General features: G+C 61.0%; 24 protein-coding genes. 9 read left to right on the plus strand and 15 right to left on the minus strand.

What is annotated here, in order from left to right:
• Positions 1-8 precede the first annotated feature (8 nt).
• From AC1RO0_RS13965 to AC1RO0_RS13990, 6 genes are all read right to left on the minus strand, one after another.
• Positions 9-734, minus strand: a complete 726-nt coding sequence (locus AC1RO0_RS13965) for a GntR family transcriptional regulator (RefSeq protein ID WP_498593491.1) — start codon at positions 732-734, stop codon at positions 9-11.
• Between the two features lie 99 nt (positions 735-833).
• Positions 834-1595, minus strand: a complete 762-nt coding sequence (locus tag AC1RO0_RS13970; protein WP_498593492.1) for a class II aldolase/adducin family protein — start codon at positions 1593-1595, stop codon at positions 834-836.
• A 2-nt stretch (positions 1596-1597) separates the two neighbouring features.
• Complete coding sequence (locus AC1RO0_RS13975; protein WP_498593493.1) at positions 1598-2341, minus strand: ABC transporter permease; 744 nt, start codon at positions 2339-2341, stop codon at positions 1598-1600.
• Positions 2338-3087 carry an ABC transporter permease gene (locus AC1RO0_RS13980; protein ID WP_498593494.1) on the minus strand — a complete coding sequence of 250 codons (750 nt, stop codon included), beginning with the start codon at positions 3085-3087 and terminating at the stop codon, positions 2338-2340. Before AC1RO0_RS13980 ends, AC1RO0_RS13975 begins: the two co-directional genes overlap by 4 nt.
• Positions 3084-3914, minus strand: a complete 831-nt coding sequence (locus AC1RO0_RS13985; protein WP_498593495.1) for an ABC transporter ATP-binding protein — start codon at positions 3912-3914, stop codon at positions 3084-3086. The genes AC1RO0_RS13980 and AC1RO0_RS13985 overlap by 4 nt, the downstream gene beginning before the upstream one ends.
• A 38-nt stretch (positions 3915-3952) precedes the next feature.
• The gene (locus AC1RO0_RS13990; RefSeq protein WP_498593496.1) at positions 3953-4963 is read right to left on the minus strand and encodes an ABC transporter substrate-binding protein; all 1011 of its coding nucleotides are present in this window, start codon (positions 4961-4963) and stop codon (positions 3953-3955) included.
• Between the two features lie 224 nt (positions 4964-5187).
• Here AC1RO0_RS13990 and AC1RO0_RS13995 point away from each other — a divergent pair, with 224 nt between their 5' ends.
• The 5 genes from AC1RO0_RS13995 (at position 5188) to AC1RO0_RS14015 (ending at position 10436) form a co-directional block, all read left to right on the plus strand.
• Positions 5188-6588 carry an amidase gene (locus AC1RO0_RS13995; RefSeq protein ID WP_498593497.1) on the plus strand — a complete coding sequence of 467 codons (1401 nt, stop codon included), beginning with the start codon at positions 5188-5190 and terminating at the stop codon, positions 6586-6588.
• 21 nt (positions 6589-6609) lie between these two features.
• Entirely contained in the window at positions 6610-7581 is a 972-nt protein-coding gene (locus AC1RO0_RS14000) for a cupin domain-containing protein (protein WP_498593498.1), read from the plus strand.
• Positions 7578-8873 carry an LLM class flavin-dependent oxidoreductase gene (locus tag AC1RO0_RS14005; protein WP_498593499.1) on the plus strand — a complete coding sequence of 432 codons (1296 nt, stop codon included), beginning with the start codon at positions 7578-7580 and terminating at the stop codon, positions 8871-8873. The genes AC1RO0_RS14000 and AC1RO0_RS14005 overlap by 4 nt, the downstream gene beginning before the upstream one ends.
• Before the next feature lie 80 nt (positions 8874-8953).
• Positions 8954-9739 (plus strand): SDR family oxidoreductase, encoded by a 786-nt coding sequence (locus AC1RO0_RS14010; RefSeq protein WP_498593500.1) that lies wholly within the window; start codon positions 8954-8956, stop codon positions 9737-9739.
• Positions 9740-9749: 10 nt separating this feature from the next.
• Positions 9750-10436 (plus strand): maleate cis-trans isomerase family protein, encoded by a 687-nt coding sequence (locus tag AC1RO0_RS14015; protein ID WP_498593501.1) that lies wholly within the window; start codon positions 9750-9752, stop codon positions 10434-10436.
• 367 nt (positions 10437-10803) lie between these two features.
• On the opposite strand, the gene AC1RO0_RS14020 is transcribed toward AC1RO0_RS14015, so the two are convergent.
• Both AC1RO0_RS14020 and AC1RO0_RS14025 read right to left on the minus strand, forming a co-directional pair.
• On the minus strand, positions 10804-11322 hold the full coding sequence (locus tag AC1RO0_RS14020; RefSeq protein ID WP_498593502.1) for an NUDIX hydrolase: 519 nt from the start codon (positions 11320-11322) through the stop codon (positions 10804-10806).
• 75 nt (positions 11323-11397) lie between these two features.
• The gene (locus tag AC1RO0_RS14025) at positions 11398-12405 is read right to left on the minus strand and encodes a LacI family DNA-binding transcriptional regulator (RefSeq protein WP_498593503.1); all 1008 of its coding nucleotides are present in this window, start codon (positions 12403-12405) and stop codon (positions 11398-11400) included.
• 184 nt (positions 12406-12589) lie between these two features.
• Between AC1RO0_RS14025 and AC1RO0_RS14030 the strand changes: the two genes are divergently transcribed.
• The 4 genes from AC1RO0_RS14030 (at position 12590) to AC1RO0_RS14045 (ending at position 17837) form a co-directional block, all read left to right on the plus strand.
• A complete protein-coding gene (locus AC1RO0_RS14030) occupies positions 12590-13618 on the plus strand; it encodes an ABC transporter substrate-binding protein (protein ID WP_498593504.1) in 1029 nt (342 codons plus the stop codon).
• 91 nt (positions 13619-13709) lie between these two features.
• On the plus strand, positions 13710-15947 hold the full coding sequence (locus tag AC1RO0_RS14035; protein WP_498593505.1) for an ABC transporter permease: 2238 nt from the start codon (positions 13710-13712) through the stop codon (positions 15945-15947).
• Positions 15944-17008: an ABC transporter ATP-binding protein gene (locus AC1RO0_RS14040; RefSeq protein WP_498593506.1), complete on the plus strand. Its 1065-nt coding sequence runs from the start codon at positions 15944-15946 to the stop codon at positions 17006-17008. Before AC1RO0_RS14035 ends, AC1RO0_RS14040 begins: the two co-directional genes overlap by 4 nt.
• A 28-nt stretch (positions 17009-17036) precedes the next feature.
• Positions 17037-17837, plus strand: coding sequence for an inositol monophosphatase family protein (locus AC1RO0_RS14045; protein ID WP_498593507.1), 801 nt, complete (start codon positions 17037-17039; stop codon positions 17835-17837).
• Between the two features lie 21 nt (positions 17838-17858).
• Here the strand turns inward: AC1RO0_RS14045 and AC1RO0_RS14050 are convergent, their stop codons facing one another.
• Genes AC1RO0_RS14050 through AC1RO0_RS14080 form a run of 7 tightly spaced genes read right to left on the minus strand, consistent with a single transcriptional unit; the run spans position 17859 to position 24843 of the window.
• Positions 17859-18614: an SDR family NAD(P)-dependent oxidoreductase gene (locus AC1RO0_RS14050; protein ID WP_498593508.1), complete on the minus strand. Its 756-nt coding sequence runs from the start codon at positions 18612-18614 to the stop codon at positions 17859-17861.
• A 19-nt stretch (positions 18615-18633) separates the two neighbouring features.
• A complete protein-coding gene (locus AC1RO0_RS14055) occupies positions 18634-19401 on the minus strand; it encodes an SDR family NAD(P)-dependent oxidoreductase (RefSeq protein ID WP_498593509.1) in 768 nt (255 codons plus the stop codon).
• Positions 19402-19412: 11 nt separating this feature from the next.
• A complete protein-coding gene (locus AC1RO0_RS14060; protein WP_498593510.1) occupies positions 19413-20447 on the minus strand; it encodes a proline racemase family protein in 1035 nt (344 codons plus the stop codon).
• The gene (locus tag AC1RO0_RS14065; protein ID WP_498593511.1) at positions 20444-21937 is read right to left on the minus strand and encodes an aldehyde dehydrogenase family protein; all 1494 of its coding nucleotides are present in this window, start codon (positions 21935-21937) and stop codon (positions 20444-20446) included. The genes AC1RO0_RS14060 and AC1RO0_RS14065 overlap by 4 nt, the downstream gene beginning before the upstream one ends.
• Before the next feature lie 40 nt (positions 21938-21977).
• Complete coding sequence (locus tag AC1RO0_RS14070) at positions 21978-23216, minus strand: NAD(P)/FAD-dependent oxidoreductase (protein WP_498593512.1); 1239 nt, start codon at positions 23214-23216, stop codon at positions 21978-21980.
• A 52-nt stretch (positions 23217-23268) separates the two neighbouring features.
• On the minus strand, positions 23269-24147 hold the full coding sequence (gene dapA, locus AC1RO0_RS14075) for a 4-hydroxy-tetrahydrodipicolinate synthase (RefSeq protein ID WP_498593513.1): 879 nt from the start codon (positions 24145-24147) through the stop codon (positions 23269-23271).
• A 30-nt stretch (positions 24148-24177) separates the two neighbouring features.
• Positions 24178-24843, minus strand: a complete 666-nt coding sequence (locus AC1RO0_RS14080) for an amino acid ABC transporter permease (protein ID WP_498593514.1) — start codon at positions 24841-24843, stop codon at positions 24178-24180.
• Positions 24844-24852: the final 9 nt, after the last annotated feature.

The following is a 24852-nucleotide window of genomic DNA, read 5'->3' on the forward strand; positions in this document are numbered from 1 at the left end:
GAACCTCTTCAGCCTTCCTGAACAAAGGCGGCCGGCAAGGCCGCGATAAAATCCACCATATCATCGCCAAGGAGACTGACATGCTCGCTGGCGGCCTTGAACGCCGTCTCGGCGTCGGCGCGCTCGATGGCGTCGAGGATACGCTCATGTTCGCCGATCGTCGCGGCCATTCGGCCCGGTTGATAGGTGACATAACGGCGATAGGCGGCCACGCGGCGGCGTAGCGCCCGGGTCTGACCCGCCAGAAAATGCGTATGCGCCGCATCGTAAAGCAGTTCGTGGAACTCGGAATTGATGGCGTAGAAATTGTCCGGATCAGCAGCCGAAAGCGCGTTGATCAGCCTTGCATGGATCTCGCGCAGCGCCGCCCTCTCGGGGACCGTCGCCCGGCGCGCCGCCAGCTTGGCGCACAAGCCTTCGAGCACTGCCATCATCTGGAACATTTCCAGGAGGATAGGGATCGAAATGATCGCAACCGTGATGCCCTGCCGTCCGCGTATGTCGACGAGGCCGGTCGCGCTCAATGCTTTCAGCGCCTCCCTGACCGGCGTCCGCGAGACCTTGAAACGGGCAGCAAGCTCCACTTCGTCAAGGCGTTCACCGGGCTTGAGCGTACCGCTGACGATCATTTCCTCCAGGCGGTTGCGCAATTCGTCGGAAAGCGTCCCCCCACCCGCGCGCACGTCTCCGTCGTCGGACGCCAATAGAACCGATCCGGTCTCCTGCCCCGTCATGCCATTTTTCCCGTCTTCAGAATGAGATCTCTTGCCGCTGCGGCTACATATCCGCAGCAGGTCCCGTCGACTCTACTTCGCATAGATAAGCAGATCATATCAATCGCGATAGGACGGATCGATCCGGTCGAGCAGCCGGATGAACGCGGGCCACTCTCTGGAGCCGGGAGCGAGTATGTCGCCATGGTGATCGTGGAATTGCCTGGCCGCCTTGTCACTGACCTCGGCCTTCGGAAGGGCCAAGCGCGACCCGGCGCCCACCGCGCTCTGCGCCATCAGCTGCACACGAGCCGCCTTTTCAAAATAATACATGAGGATAAAGGCTTCGGGGATGGTTCTCCCCACCGTCAAGACGCCGTGATTGCGCAGCACCAGCACGTTATGCGGGCCGATATCGTCGATTAGCCGCTGCCGTTCGTCGGTGTCGATGGCGACACCTTCATAATCGTGCAAGCCCATATGCCCCATGTAGCGCATCGCGAATTGGCTGACGGGCAGCAGGCCCTCTTCCAGCGCCGAAATGGCGGTCGCCGCTTCTGAATGAGTATGAAGCACACAGATCGCATCCTCGCGGCCCGAATGGATCGCGCTATGGATGACAAAGCCGGCCCGGTTCACCGGATGATCGCTTTTGCCGATCTTGTTTCCATCCAGATCTATCTTGACGAAGCAGGAGGCATTGATTTCCGAAAACAGCAATCCGTAGGGATTGATCAGGAAATGATGCTCCGGGCCTGGCAGCCGCACCGAGATGTGGTTGTAGATCAGATCGTCCATGCCGAAATGAGCAACGAGGCGGTAGCACGCCGCCAGTTGGATGCGAAGCTCTGCTTCGGAGAGCGGCAGGGAAGTTGATGCCATGGTCATTTCCACCATATTAGCTTGCGGTCGATTGCGACGAGGAGCCCATAGAGGATCAGGCTGCCCAGCGACGCGGCGAAAACGGCGGCCCATACGGTGACGTAGTCGATCTGAGCCGTTGATTGATAGATGAGCTGCCCGATGCCGGCATAGGCTCCGAGCATTTCGGTGACGATCACAGCGATGGTGCTGCGGGCAAGCCCGATGCGCAGGCCGGTGACCAAATGCGGCATCGTCGCCGGTAGCCGCAACCGCCAGAGGATGCCGAACGGCCCCGCCCCGAAGCTGCGCAACAGATCGACAGCCGCCGTCTCGGGGCGCTTCAGGCCCGCCAGCGCATTGAGCAGAACCGCAAAACTGACCGCAAGCCCGGCCATCGCGACTTTCGAGGCCATGCCCAGCCCGAACCAGATCAATGCCAGCGGGACGAAGGCGACCGCCGGCACGGAATTGACGGCGATGACCAGCGGTAGCAGGCTGAGTTCGAGCGGCGGAACCAGGATCATCACAATCGCCAGTCCCAACCCGATTGCCGCACCAATCGCAAAACCGAGCAATGCCTCTAGGAGTGTTACGAACAGCGCGTCGCCAATGAGACGCGCCTTGCCGACGCCGCCCATGAGGATGTCGAGCGGTCGAGGCAGGATATAGGCCGGCAGATCAAGAAGCGAGGCGCCGAACTGCCAGGCGAGAAGCAGTCCGACGAGCGCGATGAATACTGGAACCAGGCTATTGAGTTTGGTCATTCGGGACGCCACCAGATGAATTTCCGTTCCAGCAATGCAAGCACGCCATAGAGCGCCGTACCGAGCACACCACTGGCAATGATCAATACCCACATGCGCGGCACCTGCTCGAAATAAAGCGATTGCAGCAGCATGACGCCGAGGCCGACCGTATCGCCGAACCATTCGCCAACAATCGCTCCTGCAAGACCGAGGGACACGCCGAGTTTGAGCCCGACCATAATGGTCGGTAGCGCCGTCGGGAGCGCCAGCTTGAGAAATTGCTGCGTCTCCGTCGCCCCGAAGCTGCGCATGAGAGCCACCCGCTGCGGGTCAACGGATTGCAGGCCGCGCAGGGTATTGACCGCCACTGGGAAGAAGGAGAGGTAGAGCGCAATCGCGATCTTCGACAGGATCGTGTTGCCGAACCAGATCACGACAATCGCCCCGAATGCGATGACGGGAACCGTTTGCAGCGCAACAAAGATGGGAAAAAAGGCGCGTTCGGCGATCCGGACATAGGCAAAGGCAATGCCAAAGATGATGCCGAGCGCGGCGCCAAGCATGAAACCGATCAAGGTCTCCAAGAGTGTGCGCGCAAAGCCTGAAACCAGATCTGGCCAGATCGAAATCCCATCGGCCAACACATCCGGCAATGCCGGGAGATAACGCGGCTCGATCCTGAACATCGGGACGGCGACCAGCCAGATGCCCATGGTTATCAAAACCACGGTTAGCGGAGAGCTTGCGACGATCCGGACCTTCATGTTGCTGCCGCCGTTGCAAAGCTCTTCATGCTTTCTTCCTCGACGACCGCGAGCAGCGTCCTCTTGATCTCCATGAATTCCGGATCGGTGAGGATGGAGGCATCGCGCGGGCGCGGCAAATCGACCTTCACCTCGCAACGGACCGTGCCCGGGCGGGCCGTCATGACCACGACCTTGTCGCCAAGGAAAATCGCTTCGTCGATATCATGAGTGATGAACAGAACCGTGCGCCGGTGGCGAGCCCATATGTCGAGCAGCCAGCGCTGCATCATGCTGCGCGTCAAGGCATCGAGCGCCCCGAACGGCTCGTCGAGCAGGATCAGGTCGCGCTCGAACAGGAATGTGCGCATCAGGGCCACCCGCTGGCGCATGCCGCCGGATAGCTGATGCGGATAGTGCTTTTCAAAACCCTGCAATCCGAAATCGGGGAACAGTGCTTCAGCCTTTTGTCGCGCGGCTTTGCGTGACATGCCCTCGACCTCCAGTGCGATCGTGGCATTGTCGAGCACCGTGCGCCAAGGAAACAGCAGGTCTCGTTGCGGCATGAAGGAGATCTTGCCGAGCAACGCGCCATCCATCTGCGGCCGGCCGGCCAGCAGGATCGATCCATCCGGATCCGGCGGCAAAAGGCCCGCAATCATGTTGAAGAGGGTGGACTTGCCGCAACCGGACGGACCGATCAGCGTGACGAACTCACCGGGCGCGATGGAAAGATCGACATTGCGAACGGCAACGGTTTGCCGATCACCCTCTCCGAAGCGTTTCCAGACGTTGACGAGTTGCAGTTGCGCGGGACGATGGGTGGCTTCCGGCTGGTTTTGCATCATCGATTGATCCATCGTCCCGTTTTCCATTCCGTACGCGTTCAGAGCTTCTTGTCCGCCGCCGGGACCTTGTCCCAGAAGGATGTATTGAAGGCGGACTTCAGGTCCACTTTGGCCTTGAGCGCCTTATATTCGAGAAGGCTGTCCTGCACGGCGCCGATGGAGGCGAGATCGATGGCGCCGAGACCTTCGGTCTTGCCGAGCTTGGCTGTCATCACATGTTCGATTTCGTCCAGCATCAGTTCCTGATGCTTGCGCTCGAGACCGGAACCGGCGGCAAGCACGATATCCACCGCTTCGGCCTTGTGTTCGAAGGAATATTTCCAGCCCTTCAATGTCGCGGCCAGAAACGCCTGCACGAGCTCCGGCTTTTCCTTGATCACCTTCTCCGAGGTGACGATGGCGTCCTGCTGCGTCGTCACACCGGAATCGTCGGGGAGGAACAGGCGGATGTCATTGATGCCCTGCTCCTTCAGCGTATTGAGCTCATTGTAAAGCGTCACGGTCGCCACATCATACTGATGGTCGATAAATGGCTGCATCGAGAAAGGTTGGGAAACGATCTGCACGTCGTCCTTGGCAATCCCCTCATGCGCGAGCACCGAGAAAAGCGTGAACTGCGGCCCGGTAAACCAGGTGGCGACCTTCTTGCCCTTGAAGTCCTTGACCGACTTGATGCCGGTGCCATTGTAGGTGACGTAGGCAAACGGCGTCATCTGCTGCGACATGCCGATGCAGACGAGCGGCAATCCGTTTTCGCGCGCATAGAGCATGCCCTCCGTCCCGCTGGCGATGCCAAACGTATCGGCGCCGGAGGCGACGAGAGATTCGACATTGATGTTCGGACCGCCGGGATTGATCGTCGCCTCGATACCGGCCTCCTTGTAGAAGCCCTTGGCCTTGGCGACATAGATGCCGGCAAACTGCGCCTGGGCCACCCATTTGAGGCGGATCGACACCGCCTCGGCCGCCGTGGCCTGCGTTATGGAAACCACCCCGGCAAAGACGGCAACCGCCGCTGCAAGCAAGCTACTTCTTAAAGATGCCCTCATGATCGCTCTCCGTTTCAGTATGCAGAAATGTAAAAGCAATATACATGCCAACTCAGAATCATGGATTTTATACCGGATCGAGGCCGGAAACCCAGAGGCCACCTACGCCACAATGGCGATTCAGCCTGAAATTTACCCAAAGCTGCCTAATATTTTTGCGTTGATTATTTTCAAAGCTTCTTTATGTATAACGAGAGTGATATTCGCCTGCGGAGATGGGCTAGATGACGGAAGACAGATTGTGGGCCGAAAGTTTTACCGCCTTGTCGGACCGTATCCGCGGCGGCGCCCTCTCCCCTGTTACGCTCACCGAATTGATGCTCGAGCGCATCGCAGCCCATGACGGCACTCTTCATTCCTATGTCGCCGTCGCTCCTGAAACGGCGATGACGATGGCGGAAAAGGCACATGCCGAGATCAAGGCCGGACATTGGCGCGGCCCGCTGCACGGCATCCCCATGGCCGTGAAGGATGTCTTCTACACGACCGACATCAAGACAGGTCTCGGCAGCTCGATCTATAGCGACTGGCAGCCGCCTCATGAATCGACCGCCACGGCCAGGCTGCGCACTGCGGGCGCCGTGATGCTCGGCAAGCTGACGGCGACCGAAGGCGTCTATGCCGATCACCACCCGACAATCGCGCCGCCCATCAACCCCTTCGGCGCCGCGCACTGGACCGGAACCTCGTCGAGCGGATCCGGCGTTGCGGTAACAGCCGGGCTTGCCTACGCAACGCTTGGCACCGACACCGGCGGATCGATCCGCCTGCCATCATCCTGCTGCGGGCTCGTCGGCATCAAGCCGAGCTGGGGCCGGGTGAGCCGTCATGGCGTCTTCCCTCTCGCGGAATCCCTCGATCATGTCGGCCCGATGGCGCGAACGGCCAAGGACGCCGCCGCCATTCTGGCGGTTATCGCAGGGCCTGATCCCGCCGACCCCACGGCCGCACCGGTTGATGTGCCCGACTACCTTGCCGACATCAATGGCGGCGTGGCCGGCATCACGATTGGCGTCGACTGGGCCTTTCTTCGCCGGATTGCCACGGAGGAAGTTCTCCATTCGATTGAGGCTGTTGCCACGACCATGGGCGCGCTCGGCGCCCGTATCATCGACGTCACCTTTCCGGAACCCGAGGCCATCCTGCGCGGCTGGGCGGTGCAATGCGCGGTCGAGGCGGCCCTTGCCCATCGCGAGACATATCCGGCACGCAGAGAGGAATATGGCGAGCGACTGGCAGCCCTTCTGGAGCGAGGCAACAGTTTCAGCGGCTTGGCGATGGCCGAAGCCCTCCATGACCGCCGCATATTCAACGGGCGGATCGCAACCATGTTCACCGGAATTGACATGCTGCTCGTGCCCAGCCTGCCAATCGCCGGTCCGACGCTCGACTATATGGCGTCGCTGGGCGAGGACCCTGAGGCGATCCTCGCCATCGGCCCGTTCACAGCCCCTTTCGACGTCTGCGGCTATCCCACGATCACCGTTCCCTGCGGCGCCAGCACGGCCGGCATCCCGATTGCCTTCCAGTTTGTCGGCAAGCCATTTGACGAAGCGCTGCTCTGCCGTTCGGCACATGCCTATCAGGGCGTGACCCAATGGCATTTGCGGCGTCCGGCACTCTGAGATGTGAAAGAGGATAAGATAATGACGAGCAGCCTGGACACCGCACCGAAGATCGACATGGCCTCGATGCCGGTACAGCTTCCCGCCGCCGCAGCGCCGCCGGTTGCCGCCCGGGCGCGCTTCTTCAATTCCGGCAACGCTTTCAACGTCAAGCTACCGGCAGTGCCGGCATCCACCTTTCGCGAGCAGGCAGCGCTGGCCCTTGCGGCAACGACGACGACGTTGTTTGCCTGCGATCAGTCGGCAGCAATTGCCGCACCCTTTGCCGCCACGACACCCTTGATGCTCGCGCGCTATGCGGCAATCGCACCAGGGGGCACTCTTCCCACAGATTTCGCCGCCAGCGGTGTCATCTGGTATGTCATCCGGGGTTCGGGCTCTACCAAAACCGGGACCGAGCTTTTCGACTGGGCCGCCGGCGACGTATTCCTGACACCGGGCGGACCGGATACGTCGCTTGCCGCAGGTCCGGACGGCGCCGTTTTGTGGCTGGTCAGCAACGAACCGCAACTGGCTTTCGAACATCTGGTTCCGCCGGATGCCGCGACGGCGGCTATCGAAGCGGTGCACTATCCCGCAGCGGAAATCGCACGACAATTGCAACGCGTCGTGGAGGCCGGGCAGAATGAGACGACCTCCGGCATAGCGCTGATTTTCTCGTCCAGAAGGCAGGAAGCCAGCCGCAACATCATGCCGTCGCTGACATTGTCGCTCAACACAGTCCCGGCCGGTGAGCATCAGCGTCTGCACCGGCATAATTCCGCAGCCATTACCCTCATCCTCCAGGGAGAGAGCGCCTATTCGATGGTCGGCGGCCTGCGCTGCGACTGGTCGCCTTTTGCAACGCTGGTAACGCCGGCAACCGAGCCGCATTCGCATCACAACGAGGGCGATGAGCGGGCAATGTTCCTGATCGTCCAGGACGGCGGCCTTCACTACCATGCCCGAACGATGGGCTTCTCCTTCCTCGAAGCAACAGGCAACGGCTCATGACGACACGACAGATGCACCTGGGCCTGTTCATTCTGGGAACGGGCAGCCATGTCGCGGGCTGGCGCTATCCCGGCGCCTTTGACAGCTTTCAGGATATGAAATCCATTCAGGCCGTTGCCGCCTCGGCGGAGCGTGGCAAGTTCGATCTGATCTTCATGGGCGACAATCTCTATGCGGACCCTGGCGCCCATCCGTCCTACACCGCCAGGCTGGAACCGCTCACCATGCTGGCCGCCCTTGCGATGACGACAAGCCATATCGGCCTCGGCGCCACCGCCTCTACCACCTACAGCGACCCTTTCACCACCGCGCGAGCATTTGCCTCGCTCGATCATATCAGCGGCGGCAGGGCGGCCTGGAATGCGGTCACCACCGCCAATGCCGTCTCCGGGGCAAATTTCGGCCGTGAGCATCCCGATCACAGCCAACGCTATGCGATCGCCGGAGAGTTCATCGATGTCGTCAAAGGCCTCTGGGATTGCTGGGACGATGACGCAATCCTTGCCGACCGCTCAAGCGGTGTCTACATAGACCCGGCCAAGGTCCGGACGCTGGATCACAGCGGTGCGTTCTTTTCCGTCAAAGGACCATTGAACATCGGCCGTTCGCCGCAGGGCCAGCCGGTCGTTCTGCAGGCGGGCGGCTCCGCTCCCGGCCAGCAGCTCGCCGCCCGCACGGCGGATGTCGTCTTCTCCGTGGTGCAGGACATGACCGAGGCACAAAGGCAATATGCCGACTTCAAGGCACTTTTGCCGGAATTCGGTCGCAAGCCGGACGAGGTAACGTTGCTCCCCGGCGTCATGCCGGTCGTCGGCCGCACGGACCGGGAAGCCTTCGACAAGTTGAAAACACTGCAAGGTTTCATCTCCTCGACGAATGCCATGGCGCTGCTTTCAGACCGATTTGGTGTCGACATGAGCCAATATGATCTCGATGGCGCCGTTCCGGATATTCCGCTTCCCGACAGCTACCATTCGTTTGCAAGCGTCATGCTGTCCAAGGCCCGGCGGGACAATATGATCTTGCGCGATGTCTATAATCTGATGGCCGCGGCCCGTGGTCATTGGGTTCTTTGCGGCTCGGCCGAACATATTGCCGATACGTTGCAGCAATGGTTCGAAAGCCGCGCCGCCGACGGCTTCAACATCATGCCTCCCTATTTCCCCGAGGGCCTGGACGACTTCGTCGATCTGGTCGTCCCGATCCTGCAGGAGCGCGGTCTGTTTCGCGCCGACTACACCGGCTCGACATTGCGGGACCATCTCGGCCTCGAACGAGCCGCGAAGCGTTAGACCATGTCAGCAAGGCCTCGGGCACCCATCAACGCCGCGGCGATCGCGGCCCTCTCACACGATTTTCACAGGAGCCCACAATGGATTTGCGGTTAAACGGTAAGACCGTTCTGATCACCGGCGCGTCGCAAGGCATAGGCGCGGGCCTTGCCAAGGCGTTTGCCGAAGAGGGATGCGCGGTGCGATTGACGGCACGCAATATCGGCAATCTGGAAGCCGTCAAAGCCGGCATCATCGAAGCCATTCCCGATGCGGTCGTCGATCTCTTTCCCGAGGACCTGACGACACCCGGCGCCGCAGAACGTTTGGTCGCGGCCGTCGGCGATATCGATATCCTCGTCAACAATGCCGGGGTCATTCCATCCGGCTCGCTGTTTGACGTCGATGAAGCAAAATGGCGCGAAGGCTGGGAGCTGAAGATCTACGGCTACATCAATCTCTGCCGGCTCTACTACCCCCGCATGAAGGCTGCCGGCGGCGGCGTGATCATCAACAATATCGGCAATGGCGGCGAAATCGCCGATCCCCGCTATATCGCCGGCGCGATGGGCAATGCGAGCCTCATGGCCTTCACCCGGGCGCTCGGCGGATCGAGCCTTGACGACAACATCCGCGTGGTCGGCGTCAATCCCGGCCCGGTCGATACCGACCGGATCTATAACATGCTGAAAAAGCGGGCTCGGGACGTACTGGGCGACGAAACCCGCTTTGGAGAACTGGCGCTCACCTATCCTTTGGGCCGCCCCGCTCACGTCCATGAGGTTACGGATCTGATCGTGTTCCTCGCCTCCTTCCGCTCCGGCTATACGACCGGTACGATCATGACCGTGGATGGCGGGATCGCTTCCCGCCGTTCGATCGTCTGAGGTTGCCGCGATGACCGTGCGACACCCCAAGCGGCTGGGCATGCTGGCGCCCTCCTCCAACACGGTGCTGGAGCCGGAAACGGCAAAGCTCTTGCCGGCCAACGGTTCCGTGACGTCGCATGTCTCACGCTTGCGGGTGGTCCAGATTTCCGACGATGCATCCTCGCTCCAACAGTTTGAAATCGAACCGGTTCTTGCCGCAGCCGAACTGCTGGCCGACGCCGCTGTCGATCTCATTCTGTGGAATGGAACGGCGGCAAGCTGGCTCGGCTTCGATCGCGACCGGCAATGGGTCGCGGCTATTAAGGCACGCACCGGCATTCGCACAACAACGGCGGTCATCGCGATCAACGAAGCCCTGCAACGGATCGGCGCGCAACGGATCGGGTTGGTGACGCCCTATGTCGAGGCGCTCGAAAGACGCATCATCGCCAACTATGCCGGTATCGGCATAGAGGTGGCGGCCGCCGTGCGCTGCGACCTGACGGAAAATACGTCCTATGCGGCAATCACGCCGGAGGAGATTGCCGACATGGTGCGTAGGGTGGCCCGCACTCCTGTCGATGCGATCCTCATTCTCTGCACGAATTTAGCCGGCTCATCGATTGCTCCGGCACTTTCGCTCGAGCTTGGAATTCCAGTCCTCGATTCCGTGCGCGTGGCCATCGAACACAGCCTCGCTTGCCTCGTTGAATAACCACAAACCATTGAGCGCGAAGCCCGGCCTCAAACGGCCAATGACCAAATCGCCACCTTGTTTCATTGACCTGCGACCAAGCCCAAGATTCGCTGCCGCGATCGCTATTGCAATAATTCTGCCTACCATCTTCCTCAAGGTGCGCCCAATTCGATGGGAGGCTGAATGTCATTCGGCATTGTCCCTCATTATCATCGTCCTGCAACAGGCAAAATTACTACATTGAGCCACAAGGCAACGTTCAGCCCCTGGGGCTTGAAAACAATCGAACTCGCACTCGATTTCAGGCACCCTCGCGTAAGCCACTGCTCTGCAATGTCGTTCAGCTGTCGGCGCCATGGGAATCTCAGCAAAAAAGTTGCCGACGTCAGGAAATCTTCTTGTTCGCTTGAAGGGATTTATGAAGCACACCCTCCACCATGCTCAAAAGGCTTTTGAGTTCCGGCTCCCGCACAAGAGCTGCCGCCTCATATGGCCGATACCAGGCGATTGATCGCTGGTCCTTTTCTGGAAATTCAGCATGGATTCCCGAGACTTCAAGAAGATGGACCTGCACAAGCGACGGTATCCTTTCACCGGAATCCAACAGCTTGAGATAGGTATAGTAACCAAAAGGCTTCTTCTTCGCCTTTCCCTTGATGCCTGCTTCTTCCCAGGCCTCCCGCTCGGCGACCTGATGGGCAAGCTTTCTGTCCATCGGCCATCCTTTGGGGATGACCCATCTGCCGCTGTCGCGCGACGTAATCAACAGGACTTCGATGCTGTCGCTTGATGGCTGTCTCCTATAGCAGAGCGCAGCATATTGCTCGATCGTTCGCCCGCTGAAAAGCTTCGCGGCCTCGCTCGCCAATTGCCCCAGATATGTTCTGCTCTTCTTCCCAGACATTGGCTCCCATGACACCGATTATGCGGTTTCGTCATCCCGCGCGGCAATAATTCGCCCTGTATCCACAGGCAAGGCTCATCCTCCCCGCACCGAGCCGCGCCAGACCAAATCAGCGTGCAGTTTCAACGATTGGCCATCGGGCGCATCCTTACGCCCGTCCACGAGCCATGTGACGGCTTCACGCGCGATCGTGTCGACCGGCTGCGCAAACGTCGTCAGATGGTATGACGTCCACGATGCCTGCTCGATGTCGTCGAAACCGACGATACAGAGCTGATCCGGGATCGACAGAGAAAATTGGTGGCGCGCTGCGTCCATGAACCCGCATGCGAGCAGATCGGTCGCACAAAATACCGCGTCGGGTCTTTCCTTCCTGGTCAGCATCCGCTGTGCAACAATCTTGCCGGCCTCGTATCCGGTCCAGCCATATCGCTCAACGATCACGTCCAATCCGTGCTCCCTGGCCGCCGCGATGAAGCCCTGTTCCCGCGCCATCAGGCTCGGCGTTCCCGCTTCCGAATTTGCGAATGCAAGCCGGGTGCAGCCGGCGCGAAGGAAGGCAGACACAACACGACCTGCCGCGTCGCGATCATCGAGATTGATGCGCAGTGGCCCAGGCTGATCATCATCCCGGTTGATCAGAACGAGCCGCTGGCCGTTTCGCAAGCAGAGTTGCGTGATGGATTTGTCTGGCAGGCCGGACAGGATAATCGAGGCATCGGCCCGATACCGTATGGCCTGATGCAGCGCGCGGTCGACGCTGCCATCGGAGCGATCCGTGTTGACGAACATGGCGACCTTACCGGCGACCTGCAACTGCAGGGTCAATTCGCGCAGCAACGCGGAGCGATAGGGCGTGGCAACATCCGAAGCGATAAGACAGACGATACCGCTTTCATTGCGCATCAAGCCGCGCGCAAGTTGATTGACGTGATAGCCGAGCTCTTCAGCCGCCGCCATGACCTTCCGTCGCGTTTTCTCGGAGACGCTCGCCCCCGGCGTGAAGGTGCGGGAAACGGCCGAGCGCGAAACGCCCGCTTTCCTGGCGACCTCATCGGCGCTCACAAAGACCTTATCTGACACAACCTGCCCTCAACATGCCGATCGCATTTGCGCATGATTTGCAATCGCGTGCAAGTTTTGTGAAGCAACATATGTGACAGTTTTATGACAATAATGGTTGACACGCGGAACCAGCTCATGCAGCATTTGCACACGCTTGCAAAAGCGGATGGCGTGGAGGCGCCGTCGTCACCAGGAGGACATTATGCGATCGGTTAAATTGGCCGCGGCACTGCTTGCCGCGGGGGTATCTTTTGCTGCCTATTCCGCTCATGCCGCAGGCGATCTCAACGTCATCTGCTCGGCTGATCCCGAGGTCTGCGATCTGATGAAGGGATTGTTCGAGAAGCAGTCCGACATCAAGGTCAACATGGTCCGGCTCTCGGCGGGCGAAACCTACGCCAAGATCCGCGCCGAGGCGCGCAACCCGAAGACGGATATCTGGTGGGCCGGTACAGGCGATCCTCATCTGCAGGCCGCGACCGAAGGCCTGACCCAGGAATATAAATCGCCGCTCTTCGACCAGCTTCAGGACTGGGCGAAGAAGCAGGCCGAAAGCGCGAATTACCGGACAGTCGGCGTCTACGCCGGCGCGCTCGGCTGGGGCTACAATACCGCGATCTTGCAGAAAAAAGGTTTGAAGGAGCCGAAATGCTGGGCCGACCTGCTCGACCCTTCCTACAAGGGCGAGATCCAGATTGCCAATCCGAACTCCTCGGGCACGTCCTACAACACGCTGGCAACGCTGGTGCAGATCATGGGCGAAGACAAGGCCTTCGATTATCTGTCAAAACTCAACGCCAACATCTCGCAATACACCAAGTCGGGCTCGGCACCGGTGAAGGCAGCCGCGCGCGGTGAAGCCACGATCGGAGTCGTCTTTATGCACGATGCCGTCGCGCAGACAGTCGAAGGTTTCCCGATCAAGGCCGTCGCGCCTTGCGAGGGCACCGGCTATGAGATCGGTTCGATGTCGATCGTCAAGGGGGCCAGAAACCTTGAGAACGCCAAGAAATGGTACGACTGGGCGCTCAGCGCCGATGCACAGTCGCACATGAAGGACGCGAAATCCTATCAGCTGCCTTCGAACAAATCGGCGGAGATTCCGAAGGAGGCGCCGAAGTTCGAGGACATCAAGCTCATCGACTACGATTTCAAGAAGTATGGCGACCCCACGGTTCGCAAGGCGCTTCTTGGACGTTGGGACAAGGAAATCGGCGCAAAGGCGAATTGACGCCCTGTTTCGACCATTTGCGCGGCCGGAGCGAAACTCCTCCGGCCGGCGTCAATTCCAACGGACACCGAACGGGACGCGGAATCCAACCATGACCAAAAGCAATCGCCGGCTGGATATCGTGCTTCTCCTCGGCATAGCCGCCCTGATACTACTCCCATGGTATCGGATAGAAGGCGGCTTCTTTGGCTTTGGCTGGCTTTCCAGTTTTCCGGGCGACCCCTCCACAGCACCCGGACTATTGGAAATCGCCCAGCACGGCCGATGGTGGCTCGCGGCAGCCGTCGTGCTGCTTCTGCTTGGCGGCGTCGCGCGCTTCCTTTCCAATCCGATGCGCCGCGGTGCGTTGCTTGCCTGGGCGGGAGGCCTCGGTATTTTCTTTCTGACGCTGCAGGGCCTGGCAATCGTCGCCTCCGGCTGGAGCTGGACGATCAGTGAGACGCTGTTCGGTGCCCTTGCGGATGGACAGCCGCCGATGGGCGCGGGCGCCGTCCTCACCGGCATCGTCTTCGTCCTGCTGTTCTCTTTTGGCCTTGCTGAACGCGGCGTCATGAAGGGCGATGCCTTCGTCGTCAGCGCGATTGCTATGCTGATTATCCTGGTCGCGATCTTCGTTTTCTACCCGGTCGGCAGCATGTTCGTCGGCGCTTTCCAGGCTTTCGATGGATCGTTCAACCCGGATGGCTTCATCACCAACATCCAGGATCCCTCGGTATGGAGCTTGAGTTGCCTCGTCGGCGGCGACCGCTGCGGCGTTGCCTGGCGTACCCTCTGGCTCGCGATCATGACGGCCACCGGCTCGACCTTGCTGGGTCTTTGCTTCGCGCTGGTCGCGACGCGGACCCGTTTTCCGTTCAAGAAGGGGCTTCGGCTCCTGACGATCCTTCCCATCATCACGCCGCCCTTCGTTGTCGGTCTTGCCCTCACCTTGCTTTTCGGGCGCGCCGGTGTCGTCACGCAAACCCTCGCCTCGGTCTTCGGAATGGAACCTGGCCGTTGGCTCTACGGCCTGACCGGCATCTGGATCGCGCAGGTCCTGTCCTTCACTCCGATCTCCTTCCTTGTCCTAATCGGCGTCGTCGAGGGCGTCAGCCCGTCCATGGAGGAGGCATCGCAAACACTCAGGGCCAATCGCTGGCGCACGTTCTGGCGCGTCTCCCTGCCGTTGATGAAGCCCGGTCTCGCAAACGCCTTCCTGATCGGCTTCATCGAGAGCATGGCCGACTTCGGCAATCCCATGGTCCTCGGCGGCAGCCATGGCGTGCTGTCGACGGAAATATTCTTTGCTGTTGTCGGCTCGCAGAACGATCCGTCGCGGGCAGCCGTCCTGGCCATGATCCTGCTGTTCTTCACCATGTCGGCCTTCATCGCCCAACGCTTCTGGCTGTCGGGCAAGAGCTTCGCAACAGTCACTGGCAAGGGCGATTCCGGTGCCCATATCGCGCTGCCCCGCGGCCTCTCCATCGCGGTCCATGCGATCGTCATCCCCTGGATGCTCTTCACCGTCATCGTCTACACGATGATCCTCTTCGGCGGTTTCGTGCGAACCTGGGGTCTGGATAACAGCTTGACGATCCAGCACTACGTCAAGGCGTTCTCGATCGGCTGGCGCGACGACGGCGGTCTCGCCTGGACTGGCGTTGCCTGGAACTCCTTCTGGACGACGATGGAAATCGCTTTGATCTCCGCGCCGCTGACGGCAGCCGTCGGCCTGCTCACGGCCTATCTGATCGTCCGCCAGAAATTCGTCGGCCGCAACCTCTTCGAATTCGCACTGATGATGAGCTTTGCCATCCCCGGCACAGTCATCGGCATCAGCTACATCATGGCCTTCAATCTGCCGCCGCTGGAGATGACGGGAACGGCACTGATCCTGGTTGCCTGCTTCGTTTTCCGGAACATGCCCGTCGGCGTGCGCGGTGGCGTCGCGGCCATGAGCCAGCTCGACAAGAGCCTGGATGAAGCGTCGCTAACGCTCGGCGCGGACAGTTTCCGGACGATCCGGAAAGTGATCCTGCCGTTGTTGCGACCGGCGATTACCGCCGCGCTGGTCTATTCTTTCGTGCGGGCAATTACCTCGATCAGCGCGGTCATCTTCCTGGTCAGCGCGCAATACAACATGTCGACCGCTTATATCGTCGGGCTCGTTGAAAACGGCGAATACGGCGTTGCCATCGCCTACTCCTCCGCACTCATCGTCGTGATGATCGCCATTATCGCAAGCTTCCAGCTTCTGGTCGGCGAACGGCGTCTGCGGCGCGAGAACCGTGTTGCGACCACAGCGACCGCCGTATCGTCCGCAGCTATCCGTCAGGAGAAAACCGCATGAACACGAACTCCCCCGGCTCTGTTGTCTTTGAGAACGTCGCCAAGACTTTCGGGGCATTCACCGCCATACCGGACCTGTCCCTGACCATCGAGCCGGGTACTCTCGTGACGCTGCTTGGCCCTTCGGGTTGCGGCAAGACGACGACGCTGCGCATGCTCGCAGGCCTCGAACATCCCTCCGCGGGCCGCATCCTGATCGGCGGCAAGGACGTCACCATGCTGCCGGCCAACGAGCGCGATGTGTCGATGGTCTTTCAGTCCTACGCGCTCTTTCCGCATATGACGGCGTTGGACAATGTCGCCTACGGGCTGGAATCCTCGGGCATCAAGCGCAAGGAAGCGCGCGAGCGGGCTGAGGACGGGCTCAAGCTTGTGGGCCTTGCCGGAATGGGGCAGCGCCTTCCCGCAGAGCTATCCGGCGGCCAGCAGCAGCGCGTCGCGGTCGCCCGCGCGCTTGTGCTGGAACCGCAGGTGCTGCTTCTCGACGAGCCGCTCTCCAACCTTGACGCCCGCCTGCGCCGGCGCGTCCGCACCGAGATCCGCGAGTTGCAGCAGCGCCTCGGCTTCACCGCGGTCTACGTTACCCATGATCAGGACGAGGCTCTCGCCGTTTCCGATCGCATCATCATCATGAAGGAAGGCAAGATTGCCCAGCAAGGCACACCGCGGGAACTGTATGACACGCCGGCATCCGCCTTCATCGCGGACTTCATGGGGGAGGCCAATGTCGTGCCCTGTGACATCATCGGCATCGAAGACGGCCGCGCCACCATCAATATCGAGGGCCTCGAGCATCGCGTGCCCGGCCGCAATCTCCGCATGGGTCCGGCGCAACTGGCGATCCGCCCCAATGCCGTAACCTTGGCTCCCTACGCACCGGAAAGCTCGTTTAACGGCCGGATCACCCATGCCGCCTATCTCGGCGATCATGTGGAATATGAAGTCAAAATCAACAGCGGCACGCTCTTCGTCGTCGATCCCGCGGTGGAGACACCGTTTGAGCCTTCGACTGACGTTGCAATCCGCTTCAAGGATCGCGGGATCGCCATCATCGGCGGTTGAGAGCTGCCATTTCTAAAGAGGAACTTGCATGACAGAGCATGTTGTCGCCGGCCTGGAAGCGCGTCTTGCGCGGGCAAAAGAGGTTGGGCGCGAAGCGGGAGCGCTGGCGCTCGACTATTTCAACCGCCGCGAAACGCTGATCATCGAAACCAAGCGTGACCCGCAGGACGTGGTGTCGATCGCTGACCGGGATGTCGAAAACCTCATTCGCAACCGGTTTCACGAGACCTATCCCAACGACGGCATCCTGGGCGAGGAATATGGGTTGGAGACCGGCACCTCCGGCTTCACCTGGGTCATCGATCCCATCGATGGCACAAGCCCCTTTGTCAATGGCATGCCAAACTGGTGCGTCTCCATCGCATTGCTACATGACGGCGTCCCCGTCATCGGCGTCATCGCCGCGCCGTGCCACAATGAACTCTATGCCGCCGCACTCGGCATGGGCGCGACCCTGAACAGCAAGACGCTCACGCTAGACGCCGCTCGCAACATTCGCAACGCTGTGACGGGGATCGGCGCCAACAACTACGTCACGCCGGCCTTTGTTGGGAAAATGGTCGAACATCTGCTGGAAGCAGGCGGCAATTTCATCCGCAACGGTTCCGGCGCCCTGATGCTGGCCTATGTCGCCGCCGGCCGTCTCGTCGGCTACTACGAGCCCTATATGCATGCCTGGGATTGCATGGCCGGATACTGCCTCGTGAAAGAGGCCGGCGGCTGGTATCACCCCTTCCCGACCGAAGGCGAAAGATTGACTAAGGGTTCGGTCGTTCTGGCCGCGGCGCCTGGCGCGATCGATGATCTGCGCCGGATTGCCGGTCTATGAAAACCACAATTCCGCAGCACTCTAGGCGACGGCCTGCGCGCCGGTAATCTCCACCAGAGAGCCACACATGAACGCCGCCTCGTCCGACGCCAGGAACGCAACGAGGGCGGCGACTTCCTCCGGCTTGCCGATGCGCCCGAACGGCACGAGCCTGTCGAGGTCGGCGATGGTTCGCCCCGCGCGTTTCACGCCGGCCTCAAGCATCGGCGTATGGATCTCGCCGGGGCAGACGGCGTTGACGCGGACTTTCTGGGCGGCGTAGTCCCGCGCCAGGTTCTGGGTGAAGGCGGCGACGGCGGCCTTTGTCGTGTTGTAGGCGATATGGTTCGGCGCGGGATGGAGCCCCCATTGCGAGGCGGTGTTCACGATCGCTCCGCCGCCGCCATCGATCATATGCGGCAGGACTGCCCGGCACAGATGGAACATCGAATCCAGATTGACCGCAAAACTCGCGTGCCAGTCGTCGTCGCTCAAGGACAGAAGATTGCCGCGGCGATTGATGCCGGCATTGTTGACCAGGATGTCGATGCGCTTCCGCTCTGAGAAGGCCTTTTCGACAAGGGCGAAGCAGGCGTCTTTGTCGGAGATGTCAGCCGCGAGCGCGAGGGCTGAACCGCCGCTCGCCCCGATGCCTCCCGCGACCTCGGTTGCCGCCGCTTCATTCATATCGGAGACGACGACGAGGGCGCCTTCGTCCGCGAGCCTCCGAGCGATCGCCGATCCAATTCCACCGCCACCGCCCGTTACGATTGCCACCTTATGTTCGAAACGCTTCATTCTCTCACTCCCACAATATTCAACGGATATAGCTGCCGCCATTCACGTCCAGCGTCGCGCCATTGAGCGATCGCTGCGACGGACGCAGGGCGAATGCAACGAGTTCGGCGATTTCGGATGGCTGCGCCATCTCGCCGATCGGGATGTCCGACACGGCCGCCTGCTTGCCGAACTGAGCGACGAACTGTTCGGCCATCTCCGTCTCGACCCAGCCGGGCGCGATCGCCACGGCAACGACATCGTCGCCGCCAAAGCTGCGGGCAATGGATTTCGTCAGGTTGACGAGCGCCGCTTTTGTGGCGCCGTAGGGCATTGCCTCGGCGGCATAGCCGCGCTGTCCGGCTCGGCTTGCCATGTTGACGATGCGCCCGCCGCCTTCGCTTTTAAAATGTTTGACGGCCTCCCGACATAGGTCGGCGGCGGCAAAGACGTTGACCTGGAATTCCCGCTGCCAGGCAGACCGCCAGAGATCGATATCGGAATCGATCGCTATCTCGGTTCTAATCCCGGCATTCTTGATCAGAGCATGGATCCGCCCGACCTTCTCGGCGGACGTCCGCCAGAGATCGAACGCCCCCGTGGGATTGGAAAGATCAGCCCGGACCAGCGCGCCCTGCCCGCCGATGCGGTCCAGCAAAGCGTCCGCAGCATTGCGGTCGCGCCCGTAATGGATGATCGGGCGAGCGCCCTCACTGGCCAGACGTTCCACGATCGCGGCGCCGATTCCACCCGACGCGCCAGTCACGAGAACGTTCTGGCCCGACAGCGGTTTCTCGAATGCAGACATCCTATCCTCCCTCAACCCAATTCACCCACCTGCGGCCCCCAGCTATCGGACAGAGCAAAACCGCCTTTGAATGGATCCTCGTCGGACAGGCGAAGTTGCTCGCGTCCGTAGACCCAACCTTGCCCCGTGATGCGCGGAAGTACGGCCCTGTGTCCTCCGACGTCGGTCTCGCCGATCGCCTCGGCGATGAACTCGCCACCAATAATGGACCGGGAGATACGCCGGTCGCCCACCGAGATTTCACCGCGCGCCAAAAGCGTGGCAAGATTGGCCGAGCTCCCTGTCCCGCATGGTGAACGATCGACCCGGCCGGGCTTCAGCGTCGTGCAGGTCCGAACCGCCCCATCCGGCTCACGCCCCCTGAACATGACGTAGGCAATCTCATCGATGCCGGTCAGTGTCGGATGTCTGACCTTCACCTGCTCGGCAAGAAGCGACTTCAGCTCTATGCCCGCCTCCGCAAGGTGGCGGGCGTTTGTGGGCGCGATCTCCATCCTGATCTGCTCGACATCGATGATGCCGTAATAGACGCCGCCGAAGGCGATATCGGCCCTGATCCGGCCCCAACGGGGCGTATCGACGGGATGATCGAGATGCTCGGCAAAGCTCGGCACGTTATCGAGGCTCACCGACACGCAGCGGCCATCGCTGCACACCGCGCGGGCGACGATAAGCCCGGCTGGCGTATCGAGCCGGACAGTCGTTTCCGGCTCCAGCATCGGAATGCAGCCGCTCTCAAGCAGCGCCGTCACAACGCAAATGCAGTTGCTTCCCGACATCGGGTGAGCGCGGTCGGCCTGGAGAACGATGAAGCCAGCATCGGCATCGGCGCGCGTCGGCTCGACCAGCAGATTGACCGACATCGCCACGCTGGCGCGCGGTTCGAAGGTCACGAAACGCCGCAGGCTATCGTCGACACTGTTGATGTGGTTCATCTTGTTGAGCATCGTCGCGCCGGGGATCTCGGGCGCACCGCCGACGATGACCTTGCCGATCTCGCCCTGGCAGTGGACCTGCATGAGGTCGATGGAACGCTCCCAGTTCATCGCGCCGTCTCCGAAGGCTTGATGTACCAACCCCACGGCTCTTCGCCGACGAACCGGGTGATCTGTTTCGTCTCAAGATAGTTTTCGAGCCCCCAGCGGCCGAGCTCGCGGCCGATGCCGGACTCCTTGTAGCCGCCCCATGGCGCCTCGGTGAAGGTCGGTTGCGAGCAATTGATCCAGACGATCCCTGCCCGGTATGCCGCAGCGACGCGCTCGGCCCGGACTTCATCCCGGGACATCACCGCCGCAGCCAGACCGAAGCGCGAGTCATTGGCAAGCGCGACAGCTTCTTCCTCGGTCGAAAACGGCCGGATGCTGACGACAGGCCCGAAGATCTCCTCGCGCCAGGCGTCGCTATCCAGCGGAACATTCGTCAGGATGGTCGGCTCGACATAATAGCCCTTGTCGAAACCTTCAGGGCGGCGGCCGCCGCAAACGATCGTCGCACCGGCTGATCTTGCCCTTTCGACAGCACCGAGCACCTGATCATATTGGCGCTTCGAGACCAGCGGCCCAAGCAGGATGCCTTCGTCCAGACCGTTGCCGATCGTGATCTTCTTCGTCTGCTCCACCAGGCGCTGCAGGAGCTTGGCGTAGATCCGGTCCTGGACCAGCACACGCGATGTCGCCGAGCAGACCTGTCCCTGGTTCCAGAATATGCCGAACATGATCCATTCGACGGCCTCTTCGATATCGGCGTCTTCGAAGACCACGAATGGAGACTTGCCGCCGAGTTCGAGGCTGACACACTTGATGTCTCGGGCCGCCGCCGCCATGATTTTGGAGCCGACCGGGCCGGAGCCGGTGAAGGCGAGCTTGTCGATGCCCTTGTGATCGATGATTGCCTGACCGGCGACCGGACCCATACCCGTCAAAACATTGAGCACGCCCGCTGGGAGCTTTGCCTCATCGGCGATCGCGGCAAGTTCAAGCGCCGAGAGGGGCGTCTGCTCCGCGGGCTTCAGAACCACCGTGCAGCCGGCGGCAAGCACCGGCGCCACCTTCCACGCCGCCATCAGCAGCGGGTAGTTCCAGGGAATGATCGCCCCGGCAACACCGATCGGCTCCCTGACCGCCTTGGAGGTGAACCTTGCATCCGGAAGAACGATCAATTCCTCCCGATCATTGTCCAGTTGTTCGGCAAGGCCGGCATAGAAATCGAAGCATCCGGCCGCGTCGGCAACGTCCCAATCGGCCTCCGGAAAAGGCTTGCCGTTGTCGATGACTTCCAGGCGGGCAATCTCCGTCTGCCGCCGGCGGATGCCGTTGGCTATCGCCCGCAGGTAGACGGCACGCTCAGCACCGGAGAGCTTTGGCCAGCCGTCCTTGTCGAAGGCCCGGCGTGCGGCGGTCACCGCGAGATCGACATCCTCGGCCGTTGCCGCGGGCGCCTTGTGAATGACCTCTTCGGTGGCCGGATTGACGACGTCGAAGGTTCCGCCCTTCGCCGGCTTCAGCCATTTGCCGTCTATGTAAAGTTCGCTACGCATCTTCACTCCAATGCTGTTTCGTGGTGCCGCCCGCGCCGCGTTAGAAGCGATCGACGCGATACGGGGTCAGATCGATCGGTGGCTTTGCGCCGGTGACGAGGTCGGCGATCAGTCGTCCCGTCGTCGCGGCATAGGTCAGGCCCAGATGTCCGTGGCCGGTAGCGTAGAAGACGCCGCGATGTCTGGCAGAGGGACCGATGACAGGGACCGTGTCCGGAAGGGCCGGGCGATGCCCCATCCATTCCGTCGCCGCCTCCGACCTCAGCTCCGGCAAAGCTTCCCTGGCTCGCTTCACCAGCACCTTGGCACGGCGATAGTCGGGAGGCGCATCGAGCCCGGCCATCTCAACAGTTCCCCCGACACGAATTCCGCCGGCTGTCGGCGTCACCATGAATGCGCGGGCCGGCCAGATGATGGAATGGCGCATCGAAACACCGGGGGCCATGATCTGCGTGTGATAGCCGCGTTCGGTTTCGAGCGGGATCGGTTCGCCGAGCAGCCCGGACAATCGTCCTGTGTAGGCGCCTGCACAAAGAATAACCTCCGCCGCATTGATCGCCCTTCCATCCCTCAGGCGAATACCGGCGACAGCATCGCCCGCCCGATTGAAGCCGACCACCTCCCCCTGCTCGATGCTGCCGCCCATCGCGAGGAACCGCTCACTGAGAGCGACCACGAGCCGATATGGATCCTTGACGGAACGGTTGTCCGGAAAAAGCACCGCGCGTCCGATCTTCGTGGTCAGCGCCGGTTCCAGATCGCGAATGGCATTCCCGTCGAGGATTTCGTGGCGGAAGCCGAAGCGCTCGAGCACCTCGATATGCTCGCGATCCGCCTTGAACTCGGCGTCGTCGGCGTAGAGGCTGAGGCAGCCTTCAGCACTCAGCATGTCCGTCAGCCCCGCCGCCTGCAGCAGAGGATCGAGATCCTCGTAGACACGCTTGCAGAGCACGGCGCCGGCGGCCTCCAGCTCGCGCACCCTAGACGGGCGGCTCGCTTCCAGAAACCGGAGAAACCAGGGTGCCAGCTTCGGCAAATAGGACGGGCGGATCCGCACCGGGCCTTCCGGATCGAGAAGCCATTTCGGCATCTGTGCCCAGACTGACGGGCGCGAGGCCGGCATGAACTCGGTGACCGCGATGCTCGCCATGTTGCCATAGGACGCGCCCTTTCCGGGCGCGTCCTTGTCGATCAGGATGACATTGCGTCCACGTCGCTGCAGTTCGAACGCAATGGTGACGCCGATGATGCCGGCGCCGACGACAGCGATGTCAGACATGACATATCCTCAAAGCGGGTAAACAGCGCAGGGTTGCCTGGCGCCTAGTGGCTTACCAATTCAGGATCGGTTCCATCGCTGCCCTGAACTCGGCCTTTTCCTCGTCGGTCAAGGGACCAAGCGGCGCGCGGCATTCGCCGACCGGCGTGCCCAGGAGCTCGCAGCCATACTTGATCTTCTGCACGAATTTGCCACTCTCGAGAATGTTCATGGCCCGATAGAGAACCGTCATCTGCTCGCGCGCCTTGACGAGATCGCCGGAGCGGAAGGTACGGTCCAGATCGCAGCAGGCCTTAGCCATGCAGTTTGCGGGCCCGCAGATCCAGCAATCGGCGCCCCAGAACATGAAGTCGAGCGCGATATCGTCCGATCCGGAGATCAGGTCGATGCGGCCCTTGTAGCGCGAGTGGATGTCGACGGCGCGCTGCAGAATGCCAGAGCTTTCCTTGATGCCGATAACACGCGGATGGTCGGCCAGTGCGTCCATCAGTTCAAAGGAAATCTCGATGCCATCCTTAGGCGGGTAATTATAAAGGATGAGACTGACATCCACGGCATCGAGAACCGCGCGGTAATGCTTCAGAAGCTCCTCCTGCGTCGGGCGGGTATAGAAGGGCGTCGCCAACAGGACGATGTCGTAGCCGATCTCCTTGGCATGGGCCGTGTTCTCGATCACTTCGCGGGTCGCCGGGGCGTTGGTGCCGGCAATCAGGACTTCGTCCTTATTGGCGAAATCCTTGACGAACTTCAGCACATCTTCCCGCTCCCTGTTGGACATCGAGAAGTACTCGCCGGTCGAACCGCAAGGCACCCAGCCCGTCGCTCCTGCTGCTCTCAGGCCCACCATATGCTTCTCAAGCGCCTTGAAGTCGATCTTGCCGTCCGCATCGAACGGGGTGACGAGCGCAGGCATGACGCCTTTCAGTTTCATGGGTATCTCCTTTTCAAGAATGGAATGGTGTCAGATCGCCAGTTTGGCGAGGATGCGGCGCTCGATCAGCGAGACAGCGCGGGTCAATGGAAACGCGATGAAGAAATAGATGAGTGCGACGATGGTCAGCACTTCGACCGGCCGGGCCGTGTTGTTCGAGATGTTCTGGCCGACGAACATCAGGTCGGCCATGCCGACGGCGGAGACGAGCGCGCTTTCCTTGAACAGGCTGACGCAGTTCGACAGCAGCGTCGGGATCGCGCGAAGCACTGCCTGCGGCAGCACGATATTGGTCACCTGCACGCGGCGGGAAAGGCCGAGCGCAACGCAGGCATCCAATTGTTCCGGGCCAACCGACTTCAGCGATGCGCGGAACGTCTCGCTGGTGATCGCCCCCATGTAGAGGGTCAGTGCAATCACACCCGATGTCAGGTTGGAAAGCTCGACGCCGAGAACCAGCGGCAGGCAGAAAAAGATCCAGAAAAGCTGGATCAGCACCGGGGTCCCGCGAAAAAATTCGACGTAGACGCTGGAGATGCCGCGCAGCAAGACACTGCGGGAGGTTCTGGCCAATCCTATCAGAAAGCCGAGCGTGCATCCGAGGACGATGCAGATCAGCGTCAGCTTGATAGTCATCCAGAGCCCGAGGGCCAGTGCATTCTGGAAACGGAGAATGACGGAAAAATCGAGTGCCATTTTGCTTCT

The sequence above is a fragment of the Rhizobium sp. GW821-FHT14E12 genome (assembly GCF_058803745.1).